At 73.1% G+C, this 17679-nt stretch carries 16 protein-coding genes; 9 read left to right on the forward strand and 7 right to left on the reverse strand.

Annotation, left to right across the window (positions count from 1 at the left end; genetic code table 11):
- Positions 1-178: 178 nt before the first annotated feature.
- Positions 179-1174, reverse strand: a complete 996-nt coding sequence (locus tag C6W10_RS30970) for a hypothetical protein (RefSeq protein ID WP_107262629.1) — start codon at positions 1172-1174, stop codon at positions 179-181.
- Between the two features lie 126 nt (positions 1175-1300).
- On the opposite strand from C6W10_RS30970, the gene C6W10_RS30975 reads away from it, so the two are divergent.
- The 4 genes from C6W10_RS30975 to C6W10_RS30990 all read left to right on the forward strand — a co-directional run bounded on the left by C6W10_RS30975 (position 1301) and on the right by C6W10_RS30990 (position 5792).
- Entirely contained in the window at positions 1301-2599 is a 1299-nt protein-coding gene (locus C6W10_RS30975) for an adenylosuccinate synthase (RefSeq protein WP_107262630.1), read from the forward strand.
- Between the two features lie 33 nt (positions 2600-2632).
- Positions 2633-3922, forward strand: coding sequence for a phosphoribosylamine--glycine ligase (gene purD, locus C6W10_RS30980; protein WP_107262631.1), 1290 nt, complete (start codon positions 2633-2635; stop codon positions 3920-3922).
- A 184-nt stretch (positions 3923-4106) separates the two neighbouring features.
- On the forward strand, positions 4107-4730 hold the full coding sequence (locus C6W10_RS30985) for a hypothetical protein (protein WP_159104828.1): 624 nt from the start codon (positions 4107-4109) through the stop codon (positions 4728-4730).
- Positions 4731-4847: 117 nt separating this feature from the next.
- The gene (locus C6W10_RS30990; RefSeq protein WP_234361490.1) at positions 4848-5792 is read left to right on the forward strand and encodes an endonuclease/exonuclease/phosphatase family protein; all 945 of its coding nucleotides are present in this window, start codon (positions 4848-4850) and stop codon (positions 5790-5792) included.
- 67 nt (positions 5793-5859) lie between these two features.
- Here C6W10_RS30990 and C6W10_RS30995 read toward each other — a convergent pair whose 3' ends face one another.
- The 3 genes from C6W10_RS30995 to C6W10_RS31005 all read right to left on the reverse strand — a co-directional run bounded on the left by C6W10_RS30995 (position 5860) and on the right by C6W10_RS31005 (position 9194).
- Positions 5860-7449 carry an AMP-binding protein gene (locus C6W10_RS30995; protein ID WP_107262633.1) on the reverse strand — a complete coding sequence of 530 codons (1590 nt, stop codon included), beginning with the start codon at positions 7447-7449 and terminating at the stop codon, positions 5860-5862.
- Positions 7450-7460: 11 nt separating this feature from the next.
- The gene (locus tag C6W10_RS31000) at positions 7461-8675 is read right to left on the reverse strand and encodes an acyl-CoA dehydrogenase family protein (RefSeq protein ID WP_107262634.1); all 1215 of its coding nucleotides are present in this window, start codon (positions 8673-8675) and stop codon (positions 7461-7463) included.
- 66 nt (positions 8676-8741) lie between these two features.
- Positions 8742-9194, reverse strand: coding sequence for an SCP2 sterol-binding domain-containing protein (locus C6W10_RS31005; RefSeq protein WP_107262635.1), 453 nt, complete (start codon positions 9192-9194; stop codon positions 8742-8744).
- A gap of 98 nt (positions 9195-9292) precedes the next feature.
- Here C6W10_RS31005 and C6W10_RS31010 point away from each other — a divergent pair, with 98 nt between their 5' ends.
- From C6W10_RS31010 to C6W10_RS39545, 4 genes are all read left to right on the forward strand, one after another.
- The gene (locus C6W10_RS31010; RefSeq protein WP_107262636.1) at positions 9293-9940 is read left to right on the forward strand and encodes a TetR/AcrR family transcriptional regulator; all 648 of its coding nucleotides are present in this window, start codon (positions 9293-9295) and stop codon (positions 9938-9940) included.
- A 181-nt stretch (positions 9941-10121) separates the two neighbouring features.
- Positions 10122-10505, forward strand: coding sequence for a winged helix-turn-helix domain-containing protein (locus tag C6W10_RS31015; protein WP_107262637.1), 384 nt, complete (start codon positions 10122-10124; stop codon positions 10503-10505).
- Complete coding sequence (locus C6W10_RS31020; protein WP_107262638.1) at positions 10502-10864, forward strand: hypothetical protein; 363 nt, start codon at positions 10502-10504, stop codon at positions 10862-10864. The genes C6W10_RS31015 and C6W10_RS31020 overlap by 4 nt, the downstream gene beginning before the upstream one ends.
- A gap of 38 nt (positions 10865-10902) precedes the next feature.
- Entirely contained in the window at positions 10903-12456 is a 1554-nt protein-coding gene (locus C6W10_RS39545; protein WP_107262639.1) for a serine hydrolase, read from the forward strand.
- A gap of 139 nt (positions 12457-12595) precedes the next feature.
- Here the strand turns inward: C6W10_RS39545 and C6W10_RS31030 are convergent, their stop codons facing one another.
- The 3 genes from C6W10_RS31030 to C6W10_RS31040 all read right to left on the reverse strand — a co-directional run bounded on the left by C6W10_RS31030 (position 12596) and on the right by C6W10_RS31040 (position 16110).
- On the reverse strand, positions 12596-13576 hold the full coding sequence (locus tag C6W10_RS31030) for a polysaccharide lyase family 1 protein (RefSeq protein ID WP_234359150.1): 981 nt from the start codon (positions 13574-13576) through the stop codon (positions 12596-12598).
- 252 nt (positions 13577-13828) lie between these two features.
- Entirely contained in the window at positions 13829-14752 is a 924-nt protein-coding gene (locus C6W10_RS31035) for a MaoC/PaaZ C-terminal domain-containing protein (protein ID WP_369937248.1), read from the reverse strand.
- On the reverse strand, positions 14752-16110 hold the full coding sequence (locus C6W10_RS31040; RefSeq protein ID WP_107262641.1) for a 3-oxoacyl-ACP reductase: 1359 nt from the start codon (positions 16108-16110) through the stop codon (positions 14752-14754). The genes C6W10_RS31035 and C6W10_RS31040 overlap by 1 nt, the downstream gene beginning before the upstream one ends.
- Positions 16111-16167: 57 nt before the next feature.
- Between C6W10_RS31040 and C6W10_RS31045 the strand changes: the two genes are divergently transcribed.
- Positions 16168-17460 (forward strand): acetyl-CoA C-acetyltransferase, encoded by a 1293-nt coding sequence (locus C6W10_RS31045; protein ID WP_107262642.1) that lies wholly within the window; start codon positions 16168-16170, stop codon positions 17458-17460.
- Positions 17461-17679 lie beyond the last annotated feature (219 nt).

Here is a 17679-nt window from a genome sequence, read left to right on the forward strand (position 1 = left end):
CCGGCGGCCACAGCGGCTCGGCCTCCTGCGGCGCTGGCGGCACCTGGCCCGGCACGTACACCCGGTCTCCATGATTGTTCACCACGACCTACCTACCTCCCTCCCACACCCGAGGATATGCCCGCCGATCGGCCTCGGGCCGGGCACGAAGGTCCCACCTACAGCCTTCCACAACAGATCAGTGGTCGTACACCGCCCATGCCCCCGGCTCGATCCACCACGATCGCTTCCGGTCGAGGGTCCCCGTTACCCCGTCGTCCAGGAACGGAACCTCCGGATCCCTAGGCGCGACCGCGACCGCACGACCACGGGCCCGCCGTACCTCGAGGCGTACCTTCCGGCGGCCCCAGCGGGACCGTTCGGTCACCGGTACGGCCACCGCCACCTCGACCGTGCCGTCGGCCGGGTCCGCCGTGGACAGCAGGCGCACCCCGCCCAGTTCGGCGTAGCCGCCCGCGTTGCCGATCGCGCAGGCGAAGAGCGGGTCGTCGCCGGCCGACAGCACAATGTCGTCCACCTCCACCCGGCCGTGCCAGGCCAACGGGGTACCCGCGTCGTTGGCGGCACCGAGCAGCACGCCGTCCAGGGTCACCGAACCGCCGTCGTTGCGGAGCAGGTCGAGGCGGCGTACCCGACCGTCGAGCACGGCCGCGGCGACCGCCGCCGGTTCCCGGGGCAGGCCGAGCTGCCCGGCGAGGTCCCGGGGCGGACCGGACGCCGCCGACCGGCTCGGCTCCAGTGGCAGTACGCCGATCGCCGGCAGGTCGGGCACGGTCCGGTTGCCGGCGAGGTCGGCCGGGCGGCGGCTGGGCGGCGGGGCGTACCGGCGGACCAGCCGACGCATGACGGCGCGTAACTGTGCGTCACTCGCTGTAGCGACGACGAGCCGGGTCTTGTCGTCCGGGTCGGGCCAGTCGAGCCCGTCCGGCCGGGGCGGACCGTCCAACCGGGCCAGTACCGCGTCGATCTCCCGATCCGACCGGGCGGTCACCGTCTCCACCCGGGCGCCCCGCTCGGTGAGCGCGTCGGCGCAGGCCAGTACCGGTACCCGTGGGGTCTCCGCGCAGCTCGCCCGGTCGGGGGCCGCGGCGGACGAACAGCAGTCGCCGCCCGCGCCGCAGCCCGTCGAGGTGTCCTCACCCCGGGCGAGGGTGAGCAGTACCACGTCGTACACCGGGAGTCGCCTCCTGCCGCCAGCCGGCCTCTGCCGGCCGGGTCGTCACTTTTTGTTAGCCTGACACCTCGGGCTCGCCACGCGGTCGCCACCTGGCACCCGAGCCCCCTGGAGGCGGGTTTAGAGATGCCGGCGATCGTGCTCATCGGGGCGCAGTGGGGCGACGAGGGCAAGGGCAAGGTTACCGACCTGCTGGGTGACCGGGTCGACTACGTCGTCCGTTACTCCGGCGGCAACAACGCCGGGCACACTGTGGTGACCCCGGACGGGCAGAAGTACGCGCTGCACCTGATGCCGTCGGGCGCGCTCTCGCCGAGCGCGGTGATCGTGATCGGCAACGGTGTGGTGGTCGACCCGAAGGTGCTGATCTCCGAGATCGACGGCCTGGCCGAGCGGGGCGTCGACGTCTCCCGGCTGCGGATCTCCGGCGACGCGCACCTGATCATGCCGCACCACCGGGCGCTGGACCGGGTCGTCGAGCGCTACCTCGGCTCCTCCCGGATCGGCACCACCGGCCGGGGCATCGGCCCGGCGTACGGCGACAAGGTGGCCCGGATGGGCATCCGGGTGCAGGACCTGCTCGACCCGGGCATCCTGCGCAAGAAGCTCGAACTCGCGCTGCGGGAGAAGAACCAGATCCTCTTCAAGGTCTACAACCGCAAGGCGCTGGACGTCGACGCGGTGACCGAGGAATACCTCGGCTACGCGGAGCGGCTGCGGCCGTACATCGCGGAGACCCGGGTGATCCTCTGGGACGCGCTGGACCGGGGCGAGACGGTGCTGCTGGAGGGTGCCCAGGCCACCATGCTCGACATGGACCACGGCACGTACCCCTTCGTCACCTCGTCCAACCCGACGGTCGGCGGCGCCTGTGTCGGCTCCGGCATCCCGCCGATGGCGATCAACCAGGTGATCGGGGTGACGAAGGCGTACACCACCCGGGTCGGGTCGGGGCCGTTCCCGACCGAACTCTTCGACGACAACGGCGCACACCTGCGCAAGGTCGGCGCCGAGTACGGCACCACCACCGGCCGGGAGCGCCGGTGCGGCTGGTTCGACGCGGTGATCGCCCGGTACGCCGTCCGGCTCAACGGCATCACCGACCTGGTCGTCACCAAGCTCGACGTCCTCTCCGGGCTGGAGAAGGTGCCGATCTGCGTCGGCTACGAGATCGACGGCGAGCGGTACGACGACATGCCGATGACGCAGACCGCGATCCACCACGCCAAGCCGATCTACGAAGAGCTGGACGGCTGGTGGGAGGACATCTCCAAGGCGCGGTCGGAGGCGGAGCTGCCGGAGAACGCCCGCCGCTACGTGGCCCGGATCGAGGAGCTGTGCCGGGCCCGGGTCAGCGTGGTCGGCGTCGGCCCCGGCCGGGACGAGAACGTCGTCCGGCACGAGTTGATCTCGGCCAGGAGCTAGCGGGTCCGGCCGGGGGCCGTAGGATCGGTGGCCGTGCGCGTACTACTTCTCGGTGGCGGCGGGCGGGAGCATGCTCTGGCGCTCGGCCTCGCCGCAGACCCGGCCGTCGACCAGTTGATCGCCGCACCGGGCAATCCGGGCATCGCGGCGCTGGCGGAGCTGCGTCCGGTGCAGGGCACCGATCCGGCGTCGGTCGCGGCGCTCGCCGTCGAGGTCCAGGCCGACCTGGTCGTCGTCGGTCCGGAGGCGCCGCTGGTCGCCGGGGTCGCCGACGCGGTACGCGCCAAGGGCATCGCCTGCTTCGGCCCGTCCGGCGCGGCGGCCCGGATCGAGGGCTCCAAGACGTTCGCCAAGGACGTGATGGCGGCGGCCGGGGTGCCGACGGCCCGGGCCCGGACGGTCGACAACCCCGGCACCGGGATCGGGTCGGCCCTGGTGGGGCAGGCGCTCGACGAGTTCGGCCCGCCGTACGTGGTCAAGGACGACGGGCTCGCCGCCGGCAAGGGCGTACTGGTCACCGAGGACCGGTCGGCGGCACTCGACCACGCCGCCGGGTGTGGCCGGGTCGTGGTCGAGGAGTACCTTGCCGGGCCCGAGGTGTCGCTCTTCGTGGTCACCGACGGCGAGACCGCGCTGCCGCTGCTGCCGGCCCAGGACTTCAAGCGGGTCGGCGACGGCGACACCGGCCCGAACACCGGCGGCATGGGGGCGTACGCGCCGCTGCCGTGGCTGCCGCCGGGCACCGTCGACGAGGTGATGGCCACGGTGGTCGGGCCGACCCTGGCCGAGATGCGGCGTCGGGGCACGCCGTTCAACGGGCTGCTCTACGTCGGGCTGGCCATCACCCGGCACGGGCCACGGGTGATCGAGTTCAACGCGCGGTTCGGCGACCCGGAGACGCAGGTCGTACTCCCGCTGCTGGAGACGCCGCTCGCCGGCCTGCTGCACGCGGCGGCCACCGGCACGCTGGCCGCGCATCCGCCGCTGCGCTGGCGGTCCGGTGCGGCGGTCACCGTCGTGGTCGCCTCGGCGGGCTATCCGGGTACGCCGAGGACCGGTGACGTGATCACCGGCGCCGAGCGGGCCGGGATCGTGCACGCCGGCACCGCACGCCGGGACTCCGACGGCGCGCTGGTCTCCGCCGGGGGTCGGGTCCTCGCCGCTACCGGCCTCGGCGCCGACCTCGACACGGCCCGGGCCGCCGCCTACGAGCTGGTCGCCGGGATCGACCTGCCGGGCGGGCACCACCGGACCGACATCGCGGCGCTGGCCGCGACGGGCCGGCTCGCCGCACCGGACCGGGTCGGGTCGCCGACCGGCTGACCGGGTCGACCGGGTCCCGCCCGCGCGCCGCCCGCCCGCCCGCCCGGGCCGGTCGGGGAATTGGGCGACGGGCGTCCGTTCCGGCTCGGCTGGCACGAAACCGTGATTCACCGGTCGCCCGTGGTTCCCTACCGTGGGACCGACCCCGGCGGTCGTCCCGGGGACCAGCGACGGAGGAGCGACCATGCACAGGTACCTGACTCGGGCGGCCGTGGTCGCCCTCGGCGGCGCGATCGCCGTCGCGACGACCGGCTGCGGGACGCCCGGGAACCGTGGTCCCACCCCGGCCACCTCGGCCCCGGCCGCCGACGGGAGCGCGGGCCTGGGCAGCGCGCCGCCGGCCGGCTCCACCGCGCAGCCGGGCCCGACCGGCAGCCCGGCCGGCCAGGCCGGGCAGCCCGGCGGCGGCAACCCCGGTGCCGGCAATCCCGGCGGCGGGAGCAGCGGCGGCGGCAACCCCGGCGGTACGAAGGAGAAGAAGCCGGCGGGCCCGACCATCGTCTACTACCGGATCAAGCAGAAGCCGCAGTGCGACCAGGGCACCAACGTGAACCGGGTGCCCGGCCTTCCGGTGATCCTGGAGTGGAAGGTGACCGGCGCCGACCGGGTGACCATCTCCGTCGACGGGCCCGGGGTCTACGACAGCTACCCGGCCGTCGGCACCGCGACGATCAACTTCCCCTGCGGCGACGGGCAGCCGGGCGGGTACGTGCAGCACACCTACCAGCTGCGTACCGTCGGCGGCGGCGAGGTGCGCTCCAAGACGGTGACCGCCTCGGCCCTGGTGCACGAGATTCCCCAGGTCTGAGCCGGCCGTCCGGCCCGCACCGTCCTCTTCGGACGTCCCCTGTGTACGGCCGGTGACGCGAACCCCCGTGATCCGTTATCCTCGCCGACATCGATTCGATGATCATCAGGAGGGGCGATGCGGTTTCGACGGGGGCTCGCGACGTTCGCGGCGGCGGTACTGGCCATGGTGCCGGCGGTGGTGCTGTCGGCTGCCACGCCGGCCACGGCTGACGAGGTCAACGCCAGCTACAACGTCTGGACCTGGAACGTGGCCGGTTGGAAGATGCACCGGGGTGCCACCGGCAACGGGCTGATCACCGTACTGGCGAACTCGATCCGCAACCGCAAGGCCGACTTCGCCGCCCTCAACGAGCTGTGCTGGAGCCAGTACAAGGCGGTGCAGTCCAACCTGCGGGCCTCGGGCTGGCCGGCGGCCGTGGAGAACTTCTCCCGGTTCCAGGAGCACAACTCGACGCACTGCAACGGTGAGCCGTTCGGGCTGGCCATCTTCAGCAGGCAGCCGATGGGTCCGGCCGACCGTTTCCCGCTGGCGCCGGACGGCAGCTCGGAGCGGCGCCAACTGCTCTGTGCGCCGCTGGAGGCCCGTCCGCACCTGCGGTTCTGCACCACCCACATAACCCCGTCGAACGACGTGATCGGCGGCGTCAAGATCAACGAACGGCAGCTCGGCGAGGTGCTGACCGTGGTGGAGAACTACCACGCCGCCGGGGACACCGTGATCATCGCCGGTGACTTCAATGCCCAGCCCGACTACGGCCGGATGAACCCCTGGTACTCCCGCAACCTGGACGTGCCGCTCAACGGCGGCAACCGGGGCGACTACCGGGAGCTGGACGACACCCACGCCGACAGCCCCGGCTACGGCGAGACGACCGTCGCCGACGGCGACACCAGCGGACCGGACGGCCAGGGCAAGAAGATCGACATGATCTTCGTACGCGAGGACCGGATCGTCGGCGCGTACACCGGCGACTCGCTCTCCATCTCCACCGCCTGCGGCGGCGCCTGCTCCGACCACCGGATCCTGATCGGCACGGTCACCGTCCGGGTCACCACCTGAGCCGTCGGCAGCTGAGCCGTCGGCCTGCCCCGGGCCCGGCCGTGGACCGCCGAGCGGCGGCCGGCGGTCAGGCCCGGTGGTAGCGGCGTAGTTCCCGGGTCAGCACCTTGCCGGTCGCGTTGCGCGGCAGGGCGGGTACGAAGAGCACGTCCCGGGGCACCGAGAACCGGGCGCGGTAGCGGCGGACGTACTCGCGTACCGCGTCCGGGTCGAGCGTCTCGCCCGGGTGCAGCACCAGGTACGCCGCCAGCCGCTGCCCGTACGTCCGGTCCGGTACGCCGATCACCGCCACCTCGCGTACCTGCGGCAGTTCGGCGAGGAGGTTCTCCACCTCGGCCGGGTAGACGTTCTCGCCGCCGGAGACGATCATGTCGTCGGCGCGGCCGTCGACGAAGAGCAGCCCGTCGGCGTCCAGGTGGCCGAGGTCGCCGGTGTCCAGCAGCCGCCCGCCGGCCGGGTCGCCCCGGCCGTCGGTCTCCCGGCCGCCTGTCGTGTACCCCTCGAAGAGCAGTTCGTTGCCGACCAGGATCCGGCCCACCTGGCCGGGTGGGACCGGCTCGCCGCGCGGGTCGACGATCACCAGTCGGGTGCCGTGCGGGGGCCGGCCGGCGGTGGCCGGCGCCCGGCGCAGCTCGGCCGGGGTGGCGATGGCCGCCCAGGAGACCTCGGTGGAGCCGTACAGGTTGTAGAGCACGTCGCCGTAGCGGTCCATGAACCGGGTGGCCAGCCCGCCGGGCAGCGCGGATCCGCTCACCGCCACCACCTCCAGCGGCGGCCGGGTCGCCGGTGGCGGCACCTCCAGCAGCCGCTGCACCATCACCGGTACGGCGAAGAGCGCGGTGCAGCCGTGCCGTTCCACCGCCTCCAGCGCGGCCGACGGTTCGAACCTGCGGTGCAGGACGACGGTGCCGCGCAGCGCGAAGGCCATCTGGAGCGCGGCGTACCCCCAGGTGTGGAAGAGCGGGGCGGCGATCATCATCCGGACCCCGCTGTGCAGCGGGATCCGGCCGATGATCGCGACGAGCGGGCCGAGTCCGTTCGGGGTGGGCCGGCGGGCGCCCTTCGGGGTACCGGTGGTGCCGGAGGTGAGCACGATGGTCCGGCCGTCCCGGCCCGGCGGGTGCAGCTCGCCGAGGGGCGCCCCGGCGACCAGTTCCGGGTACTCGCGCTCGTCGACCCGCTCCACCTCCGCCGGCAGCCCGACCACCCGGTCGAGGAACTCGGTGTCGTGCACCAGCAGTCGGATCCGCTGCTCCTCGGCGACGGTGCCGAGCTGTGCCCCGGAGAGTCCGGTGTTCACCAGCACGATGTCGGCGCCGAGCAGCCCGCCGGCGAGGGCCGTCTCCACCAGGGCGGAGTGGTTGCGGCAGAGCGCCCCGATCCGGTCGCCCTCCGCGATGCCGTAGCGGGCCCGCAGCGACCGGGCCAGTCGTTCGGCCCGGTCCAGCAGCTCCCGGTAGCTGATCTCGCCCTGCTCCTCGTCGATCAGCGCGATCCGGTCCGGGTCCCGGGCCGCCGCCTGGCGCAGCTCGCCGACCAGGCTGAAACCCCAGTTCCGCAGCGCGCCGAGTTGCGCCGCGACCCGCCGGGGCGAGCCGGGCCTGAGCAGTCCACGCCGGGTCAGCGTGGTGACGAGGAAGGCGAGGTCCGACGGCAAGGGTGCTCCGATCAGCGGATCTGGCGACCGGAGATGGCCCGGGAGATGACCAGTCGCTGGATCTCCGAGGTCCCCTCGAAGATGGTGTAGATCTTGGCGTCCCGGTACCAGCGCTCGACCGGGTGCTCGCGCAGGAAGCCGGCGCCGCCGAGGATCTGCACCGCCCGGTCGGTCACCGAGACGGCCACCTCACCGGCCTTGAGCTTGGACATCGAGCCCTCGCCCGCGCTGAACGGCCGGTTGTTCCGCCCCATCCAGGCGGCCCGCCAGACCAGCAGCCGGGCGGCGTCGATCTCCATCCGCATGTCCGCGAGCTGGAACGCGATCGCCTGGTTCTCGATGATCGGCCGTCCGAACTGGACCCGCTCCTGGGCGTACGCCAGGGCGTACTCGTACGCCGCCCGGGCCACCCCGATCGCCTGGGCCCCGACCGTCGGCCGGGAGAGTTCGAAGGTACGCATCGCCGCCTGGCTCTTGCCGCGCTGGCCGGAGCGGGCCCGGTCGAGCCGTTCGCGCAGTGCCTCGGGCCCACCGAGCAGGCAGCGGCCCGGCACCCGTACCTCGTCGAGGAAGACGTCGGCGGTGTGCGAGGCGCGCAGCCCGAGCTTCTTGAGCTTCTTCGTCGCGGTCAGCCCCTCGGTGCCGGGCGGCACCACGAAGGCGGCCTGGCCACGGGAGCCGAGTTCGGGCTCCACCGAGGCGGTCACCACGTGCACGGCGGCGATCCCGCCGTTGGTGGCGTACGCCTTCTGCCCGGTCAGCACCCACTCGTCGGTGGCCTCGTCGTAGCGGGCCCGGGTGCGCATCGCGGAGACGTCGGATCCGGCCTCCGGCTCGGTGGTGCAGAACGCCGCCACGGCCGGCTGGTCGGTGTCGCCGTAGCACTGCGGCACCCATTCGACCAGTTGGTCGGGGGTGCCGGAGCCGTAGATGGCGGCGACCGCCAGGGTGGTGCCGAAGAGGGCCATCCCGATGCCGGCGTCGCCCCAGAAGAGTTCCTCGTTGGCGAGCGGCAGGGAGAGGCCGGTCGGGTCGGCCCAGCAGTTCGCGATGAACTCGAAGCCGTACAGCCCGATCTTCGCCGCCTCCTGGATCACCGGCCAGGGGGTCTCCTCGCGGGCGTCCCACTCGGCGGCGGCCGGGCGCACGACCTCGGCGGCGAAGCCGTGCACCCAGTCGCGCAGGTCCCGTTGCTCTTCGTTCAGGTCGAGCGAGAACTCGGTCACGCCGTCCCCTCGTGGGTCGTCGGGTCCGGGCGCCGGCTCGGCGGCCGGGCCCGGGTGCCGGGGTGGTCAGGCCTTCGGGATGTCGAACAGGTTGGCGATGTTGGCCGCCAGCCCGAGGTCGCCCTTTGCCTTCAGCTTGCCGGTCATGAACATCATCACCGGGTTGGCGCCACCGGAAACGATCTTGAGGAACTCCACCGGACCCATCGTGAGGGTGAGCTTCGGCTCCCGCTGCGGGGTCTCCGAGACCTGGCAGGTCCCGTTCTCGATGACGATCTCGTAGGTGTCGGAGCCGCCGTCGGCCCGGCCGGTGATGGTCCAGTGGATGACCGTGTTGGTGTTGCCGGCCCGGTCGGCCCGGAACAGCGTCGGCATCCGGCCGAACACCGCGTCGAGGACCTTGCCGCGCAGGTCGCCGCTCATCACCTCGGCCAGCTTGTCGTCCGGGGTGGACTTGACGATCTGGGCGAACTGCTTGGGCTCGAGCGAGGCGAAGTTCGCCGGGTCGAAGTCGGTCATTCGAGAGTCCTCCGGGCTGCTGGTGGTTGTCGCTGTTCCGGTCAACTTTATTGGTTACTCACGCGTAACCTTACGCACGAGTAGGTAAGCTCGCAAGGGTGTCGACTCCGCCCGCCTTCCGGCGGTTGCCCCGGGCCGTACGGGAGCAGCAGATCCTCGACGCCGCCGTCAGGATCTTCTCCCGACGCGGCTTCCACGCGGCGAGCATGGACGAGATCGCCGACGGAGCCGGCATCTCCAAACCCATGGTCTACGCCTATCTCGGCTCCAAGGAGGAGCTTTTCACCGCCTGCCTGCACCGGGAGGGGACCCGGCTGGTGGAGGCGATCGTCGGCGCGGTGGTGCCGGACCTGCCGTTCGAGGAGCGGCTCTGGCGCGGCCTGCGGGCGTTCTTCCGGTTCGTCGGGGCGCACCGGGACGGCTGGGCGGTCCTCTACCGGCAGGCCCGGGGCGAGCGGCCGTTCGCCAGCGAGGTGGCGGTGATGCGGAGCCGGATCATCGAGGTGGTCGCCGGGATGCTCGCCCGGGGCCTGGCCGCCGACGGCCGCGAGGTCCGCGGCCCCGAGCTGGAGGTCATGGCGTACGCCCTGGTCGGCGCCTCGGAGTCGGTCGCCGACTGGCTGGCCGACCATCCCGACGCCGACCCGGACGCGATGGCCGGCCGGATGATGGACTTCGTCTGGACCGGCGCCGGCGATCTGCTCGCCGGCCGCTCGTGGCGCCCCCCGGCCGCTCCGACGGACTGACGCCCCTGCCGCCTCGACCGCCTGTCGCTGTCGCGCACGCCGTCGCTCGCGCCCTCGCCCACGCCGTCGCTCGCGCCCTCGCCCGGCGCCGATTCGCCCTTGACGCCGGCCGCCCGGGGTGTCAGTCTCATCTGACAGGGGGTGTCAGACGAAACTGACACCCGGGAAGGGAACCGGACGCATGGACCAGGCCCCGCCCTCGGGGGAGCAGTTGCTGCGGATGCTCACCGCGCTGGCCAGCCCGCACCGGCTGCGGATCGTCGCGGCGCTCGTCGAGGGCCGCAGCTACGTCAGCCAACTGGCCCGCCGGCTGGGGATGAACCGGCCACTGCTCTACATGCACCTCCAGCGACTGGAGGCGGCCGGCCTGGTCGTCGGCGAGCTGGAGACGGCCCGGGACGGCAGCTCGGTGAAGTACTTCGAGGTGGTGCCCTTCGCGCTGGCACTCACCCCGCAGGTGATCGCCGAAGCCGTCCCGACGCTGGCCGAGGCGGAGCCCGGAGCCGGCGCGACCGGAGGGAACGGCCCGGCAGCGGGCGGATCGGGAGAGGACACGAGCAGGTGACCACACTGTTGGCAGCCGAGCCGGAGATCGCGCGGACCGCCACGGTCGCGTCGGCCGCGCTGGACATCGCGCAGACCGCCACGATCGCCACGGCCGTACTGGGGGTGGCGCTGGTCGCCGTCGTCGGCTTCGTCGGCCTGGGCTTCTACCGGGCCCGGCGGAGCACGGCCGGCGAGGCGGCGTACCGCGCACTGGTCGAACGGGTCGTCGAGGCGGAGACCCGGACGGCGGAGGCCACCGCCGCGACCGCCGAGCAACTGGCCGGGCTCCGTGCCGAGCTGCGCGGCACCCGGGACGAGACGACCGAGGTCAAGCGGCGGCTGGCCGAGTTGGAGCGGCTGCTCAGCCAGATCGGCTGAGCTGTCGGCCGGCGGCACTTCACGGGGAGGAAACGCGAATGGGATCCAGCCTGCGACACACCGTCCGGACGGTGCTGGCGGCGGTGCTCGCGCTGCCGGCGGCGGTCGCCGCCGGGGCCGGCCCGGCGGCCGGGGCGCCACCCCCGGACGACCTGGCCCGGGTGGAGAGCTACCTGCGGCAGCACATGGCCGAGGTCCGCGCGCCCGGGCTGGCGTACGCGGTGGTCCGGGCCGACCGGGTCGTCGGGCAGGGCGCCTGGGGGGTCGACGGCGACGGCAACCCGATCACCCCGCGTACGCCGTTCGTGCTCGGCTCGGTGACGAAGTCGTTCACCGCACTGGCGGTGATGCAGCTCGTCGAGGCCGGCCGGGTCGAGCTGGACGCACCGGTCCGCCGGTACGTCCGCTGGCTGCGGCTGGCCGACGAGTCGATCGCGGCCCGGATCACCGTACGGCAGCTGCTCGTCCAGAACAGCGGGCTGCCACAGGTGGCGTCGATGGGGCTCACCGACCGGTACGACAGCACGCCCGGCGCGCTGGCCCGGACGGTACGGGACCTCGCGGCGGTCCGGCCGACGACCGAGCCGGGCGGGGTCCACCAGTACAGCGACGCCAACTACCTGATCCTGGGCGTACTGGTCGAGGAGGTGACCGGGGAGAGCTACGGCGGTTACCTGCGCCGGCAGGTACTCGATCCACTGGGGATGGTCGGCTCCGCCGCCACCGGCGCCGAGGCGGAGGCGGTCGGGGTGCCGCCCGGACACCGTTACTACCTCGGCCGCCCGCAGCGCTTCGACCCGGGCTTCGACGGCTCCGGCGTGACGTACGGCTTCCTGGCGGCGAGCCTGACCGACGTGACCCACTACGCGATGGCACAGCTCGGCGGCGGCCGGTACGCCGGTCGTCCGGTCCTGTCGCCGCAGGGCGTCGCGCAGCTGCACGCCGGCCAGGTCCCGACCGGCGGCGCCGGCCGGTACGCGATGGGGTGGCGGGACAGCACGCTCGGCGACCCGGCCGAGCGGATCGTCTGGCACGCCGGGGCGACGGCGAACTCGTTCGGCCACATCGTGCTGGTACCCGGGTCGGATCTGGCCGTGGTGGTGCTGGCCAACATCTACGGCCTGATGATGGACGGTCCGCTCGTCTCGGCGGCCTTCAACGTGGCCCGGATCCTGGGCGGTGCCGAGGCGGAGGCCGGCGCGGCGAAGGATCCGACCTTCACCCGGTTGCTCGCCGGGCTGGGTGCGGTCGCGCTGCTCCTGCTCGGCCTGCTGGTCTGGTCGCTCCTCCGGATCGTCCGCCGTCCGGCCGGGCGGGCCGGGTCGCGCCGCCGGATCCTCGCCGGAGCGGCCGGCTGGGTCGTCGGCTGCGCCGGCCTGGCGGTGGGGGTGACCCGGGCGATCCCGGCGGCCTGGGACGGTGCCGGCCTGGCGCAGGTGCGGCTCTTCGCCCCGGACGTCGGTGACGCGATGGTGGCGGTGGCGGTGCTGGCCGGACTGCTGGCGCTGGCCCGGGTCGGCGTCGCCGCCGTCGCCCTGGCCGGTCGCCGGCCGGTGCCGCGGGCCCGACCGCGCTACGAGGTGGTCGGCTGACCGTCCGGGTGCCGCGCCGGGCGAGGGTGTGGCCGCCGGTCGGCGGAAACGGGGGTACGGGTGCTCCGGTCCGGTGGGACCGGAGCACCCGTCACGTCGCCGGTGGCGCGGGTCGGATCGGGCGACGCCGTGCCGACGGTCAGATCCGGCCGGTGCCGGCGCCGCCGGTGACGATGGACTTGACGTTGGCGGCCGGGTCGACGCTGACGCTGTACGGGAGGCTCCGTACGCTGCCGCCGGCCTGGCCACTGCCGGAGTTCACGAAGTGGTTGTTCCGGGCGACCAGGGTGCCGGGGCCGGAGCTGGCCTCGCCGAGGTGGTACGGGTCGTCGGTGTTCTCGAAGTAGTTGCCCTCGACGAGCACACCGGCGCCCTCGGTGGAGGCGACGCCGTAGCCGCCGACGTTGTTGTAGTAGTTGTTGAAGACGTGCACCGGGTTGCCGAACCGGACCCGGGGGTGCCGCTGCTCGGAGCCGTCGAACCAGTTGTGGTGGTACGTCACCCGCAGCTTGCCGCTGTCCTCGCTCGCGTTGTCGTCGGAGTGACCGAGCAGGAAGGACTTGTCGTGGTCGAAGACCCGGTTCCAGGAGACGGTGGCGCAGTCCGAGGCCCGCTTGATGTCGACCGCGCCGTCGGAGCCGTTGCTGAAGCTGTTGTGGTCGATCCAGACCCGGGTCGAGTACTGCACGTTGATCGCGTCGTCGCTCCAGTTCCGGAAGTTGATGTTCCGGATGATGACGTTGCTGACGCTGGCGACGTTGAGCCCGCCACCGGTGATGGCGGCGTTGCTGCCCACCCCGATGATGGTCTTGTTGGCGGCGACCTTCTGCATGCCGCTGATCGACAGGCTGCCGGAGACCCGGATCACCCGCGCGCCGCTGGCCTGCATCTCGCTGACCAGCTGGCTGCCGCTGGTGACCGTCACCGGGGAGGCGTTGCCGCCGCCGGTGGTGCCGCCGCACTGGGTCGCCCAGCCCTGCATGTTGAACGAGGCGGCCGACGCGGTGGGCATCGCGACCATCGAGGTGGTGACGAGTACGGCGGCGGTGGCTGCGGCGAGCAGTGGCGTCCGGGTGAGCCGTCGTACGCGCTGGGACGTGGTGGTTTCGGTGCTGGACACAGATACCTCCGAGCGGAAGTGATCCACCTCGGCGGCCGGGTCGCGGGTGGGACGCGGGCGCCGCCAGCGAGGATGGACGGTGCGGCCGGCCGTTCCGGGCGCACTTGTTGGGGGACGGGGATGCTGGAAAGCGCTTTCCAGCATCAAGCGAAGACTATCGATGCACATCAGTCGTGTCAACGACAAATCTCGATGTTTGTTCCGTCCTGTCGGGCTTCGCCCGAGAGCGTGATCAGTCCGGATCACACCGGATCAGGCCCCCGTCGCGGTCACCTCGCCGAGCAGGTGGGCACGGCCGCGCGACGGGTCGTGCAGCCCGAAACTCCAGCCCGGGGCGGCGGAGAACGCGACCGTACCGGGCAGCGGCACCGGCCGCTTGAACGCCACCTCCACGGTGTACGCGTCGGGCAGCCGCCCCTCCAGCGCCGCCAGGCACCGGGCCTTGCTCCACATGCCGTGCGCGATCGGCCCGGCGAAGCCGAACAGCCGGGCGGCGACCCGCGAGGTGTGGATCGGGTTGTGGTCACCGGAGACCCGGGCGTAGTCCCGGCCCACCCGGGAGTCCAGCCGCCACAGCGCGGTCGGGGCCGGGGGCGCCGGCTGCTCCGTCGAGTCGCGCCGGCCGCCGGTCGCCGTATGCTCCCGCCGCAGGTACGTCGAGACCCCGCGCCACACCACCTCCCCGTCGGCCGAGGCGGTGCAGACCACGTCGAACTGCCGCCCCCGGTCGTGCGGGCGCAGGTCGACGGCGCGTACCGCCAGGTCCAGCGGCTCCGCCGCGTCCATCCGGCGGTACGCGGTGATCCGGTTCGACACGTGCACCAGGCCGACCAGCGGCAGCGGAAACTCCGGCGCGCTCATCAGGCGCAGCGCCAGCGGAAAGGCGAGTACGTGCGGATAGGTCGGCGGCAGCGCGTCGGCGAGCCGGAACCCGCACACCCGGTCGTACGCCGCCAGGTGGTCCCGGTCGACCGTGACCGCCCGGACCAGCAGTTCGGTCCCGGGGAGCCGGTCGGCACGCCGGGCCGCCCCGAACCTCGGGGCCAGCCCGATCGCCGCCTGCCGGTAGAGCGGCCCGGCGGCCGGCAGCGCCGCCAACTCGACCCCGGACCCCTCCGGCGCGCTCCCGGGCCCGTCCGGGGTGCCGCCCCCGGTCTCGTTCGGCATCTCGGACATCACGCCCCCAGCAGACTCTGACCGCAGACCCGGACCACGTTGCCGGTGACCCCGGCCGAGCCGGGCGAGGCGAACCAGGCGATCGTCTGGGCGACGTCGACGGGCAGGCCGCCCTGCGCCATGCTGTTCATCCGCCGGCCGGCCTCGCGGAGCACCAGCGGGATCCGGGCGGTCAACCGGGTCTCGATGAAGCCCGGCGCGACCGCGTTCACGGTGATCCCGCGCTCGGCGAGGACCGGGGCCATCGAGTGCACCAGGCCGATCACCCCGGCCTTGGAGGTGGCGTAGTTGGTCTGGCCCCGGTTGCCGGCGATCCCGGCGATCGAGGAGACCCCGATGAGTCGCCCGCCGGCCGGGATCAGCCCCCGGTCCAGCAGTACGTCGTTGATCCGTTCCTGGCTGGTGAGGTTGACCTCCAGCACCGAGTCCCACCAGTCCGGCCGCATCCGGCCGAGCGTCTTGTCCCGGGTGATCCCGGCGTTGTGCACCAGCACGTCGACCCGGCCGTGCCGGTCGGCGAGGTGGTCGGCGAGCCGCAGCGGCGCGTCCGGCGTGGTCAGGTCGAGCTGTACCGCCGTACCACCGACGGCGTTGGCGACCTCGGCGAGCGCGTCACCGGCGGCCGGTACGTCCAGGGCCACCACCTGGGCGCCGTCCGCCGCCAGCACCTCGGCGACCTTCGCCCCGATCCCCCGGGCGGCGCCGGTGACCAGGGCGATCCGGCCGTCCAGCGGGCGGTCCCAGTCGACCTCCGGCACCTCGGCCGGGCCGATCCGGATCACCTGTCCGGAGACGTACGCCGAACGGCCGGAGAGCAGGAAGCGCAGGGTCGACTCGACCGCCCGCTCGGCACCCGGCGCGACGTAGACGAGCTGCGCCGTCGTACCCCGGCCGAACTCCTTGCCGATGCTCCGGGTCAGCCCCTCCAGGGCGCGCTGGGCGGTCGCCTCCCGTGGGGTGGCGCAGGACTCCGGTGGGGTGCCGAAGACGACCACCCGGCCGGACGGGTGCAGCGCCCGGGCCAGCGGGTGGAAGAAGTCGTAGAGCGCGCGCAGCCCGGCCGAGTCGGTGATGCCGGTGGCGTCGTAGAGGAGGGCGGCCTGCGGGGGTACCCGACCGTCGTCCTCGGCGGGCCGGGTGGTGGCCGGGTCGGAGATCTCCACCCCGGCGGCGGTGAGCAGCTTGCCGAGCGGCTCGACCAGGCGGCCGCCGGAGGCGGCGTCGAGGCGTACCGGGCCGTGCGTCAGCGGGTCACCGGGGCGGTACCGGCGCAGTTTGGGCGGGTCGGGCAGGCCGAGGCGCTTGACCAGCGCCCGGCCGGGACCGGTGTGGGCGAAGCTGGCGTACCTGTCACTCATGAGAGAAGCCTACTCGCGGGTAAGGTAGGAACAACCCTGCGTTCTGGAGGCGTCACCATGGAAGCCGTACGTCGCGTCGCGATCCTCGGAGGCAACCGGATCCCGTTCGCCCGCTCCAACGGTCGGTACGCCAAGGCGTCCAACCAGGACATGCTGACCGCCGCCCTGGACGGGCTGATCGCCCGGTTCGGCCTGGCCGGCGAGCGGCTCGGCGAGGTGGCCGCCGGGGCGGTGCTCAAGCACTCGAAGGACTTCAACCTCACCCGGGAGGTGGTACTCGGCTCCCGGCTCGACCCGCGCACCCCGGCGTACGACCTCCAGCAGGCCTGCGGCACCGGCCTGGAGGCGGCGATCCTGGTCGCCAACAAGATCGCGCTCGGTCAGATCGACGTCGGGGTGGCCGGTGGCGTGGACACCACCTCGGACGCGCCGCTGGCCGTCAACGAGGAACTGCGGCGCACCCTGCTGGAGATCAACGCCGCCCGTACCCTCGGCGGGCGCCTGAGGGCCGCCAGCCGGCTCCGGCCGGCCCAGCCGTTCCGGCCGGAGATCCCGCGCAACGCGGAGCCGCGTACCGGACTGTCGATGGGCGAGCACGCTGCGGTCACCGCCCGGCGGTGGCACGTCGACCGGCAGGCCCAGGACGAACTCGCGGTCCGGTCGCACCAGCGGCTCGCCGCCGCGTACGACCGGGGGTTCTTCGACGACCTGGTCACCCCGTACCTCGGGCTGACCCGGGACGCGAACCTCCGCCCCGACACCAGCGTGGAGAAGCTCGGCCGGCTCAAGCCGGTCTTCGGCACCCGGGGGCCGGACGCGGAGCACGCCAGCATGACCGCCGGCAACTCGTCACCGCTCACCGACGGGGCGTCGACGGTGCTGCTCGCCTCCGAGGAGTGGGCCAGGGCACACAACCTGCCGGTACTCGCCTGGTTCGGTGCGTCGACGACCGCCGCCGTGGACTTCGTACACGGCGACGAGGGGCTGCTGATGGCTCCCGCGTACGCCGTACCCCGGCTGCTCGCCCGGACCGGGCTGACCCTGGCCGACTTCGACTACTTCGAGATCCACGAGGCGTTCGCCTCGCAGGTGCTGGCCACCCTGGCGGCCTGGGAGTCGCCGGAGTTCTGCAAGGAGAGGCTCGGCCTGGACGCCCCGCTGGGGTCGATCGACCCGGACAAACTGAACGTCAACGGCTCGTCGCTGGCCGCCGGCCACCCGTTCGCCGCGACCGGCGGCCGGATCGTGGCCACCCTGGCCAAGCTGCTCGCCGAGCGCGGCTCCGGGCGTGGGCTGATCTCGATCTGCGCGGCCGGCGGCCAGGGCGTGGTGGCGATCCTGGAACGCTGAGCTGGCCGGGCGACAGCCGGCCGGGCGACAGCCCGCCGGAGAGCCGACCGCCGAATCGGTGACCTGGACACCAGATGCGCTAACCCTGCGTCGTAACGCCTCCGGTGTCCAGGTCGAGGCGTCGGCATGGGCAGGTGGCGGTCGTCAGCGGGGTGCTGGCGGGGGGTGCTGGCGGCGGGAGCACAAGCGGGGCAGCTCGACAGTCTCTGCGGCGAGGAT

Origin of the sequence: Plantactinospora sp. BB1 (genome assembly GCF_003030385.1) — a bacterium.
In the GTDB taxonomy this organism is placed as follows: domain Bacteria; phylum Actinomycetota; class Actinomycetes; order Mycobacteriales; family Micromonosporaceae; genus Plantactinospora.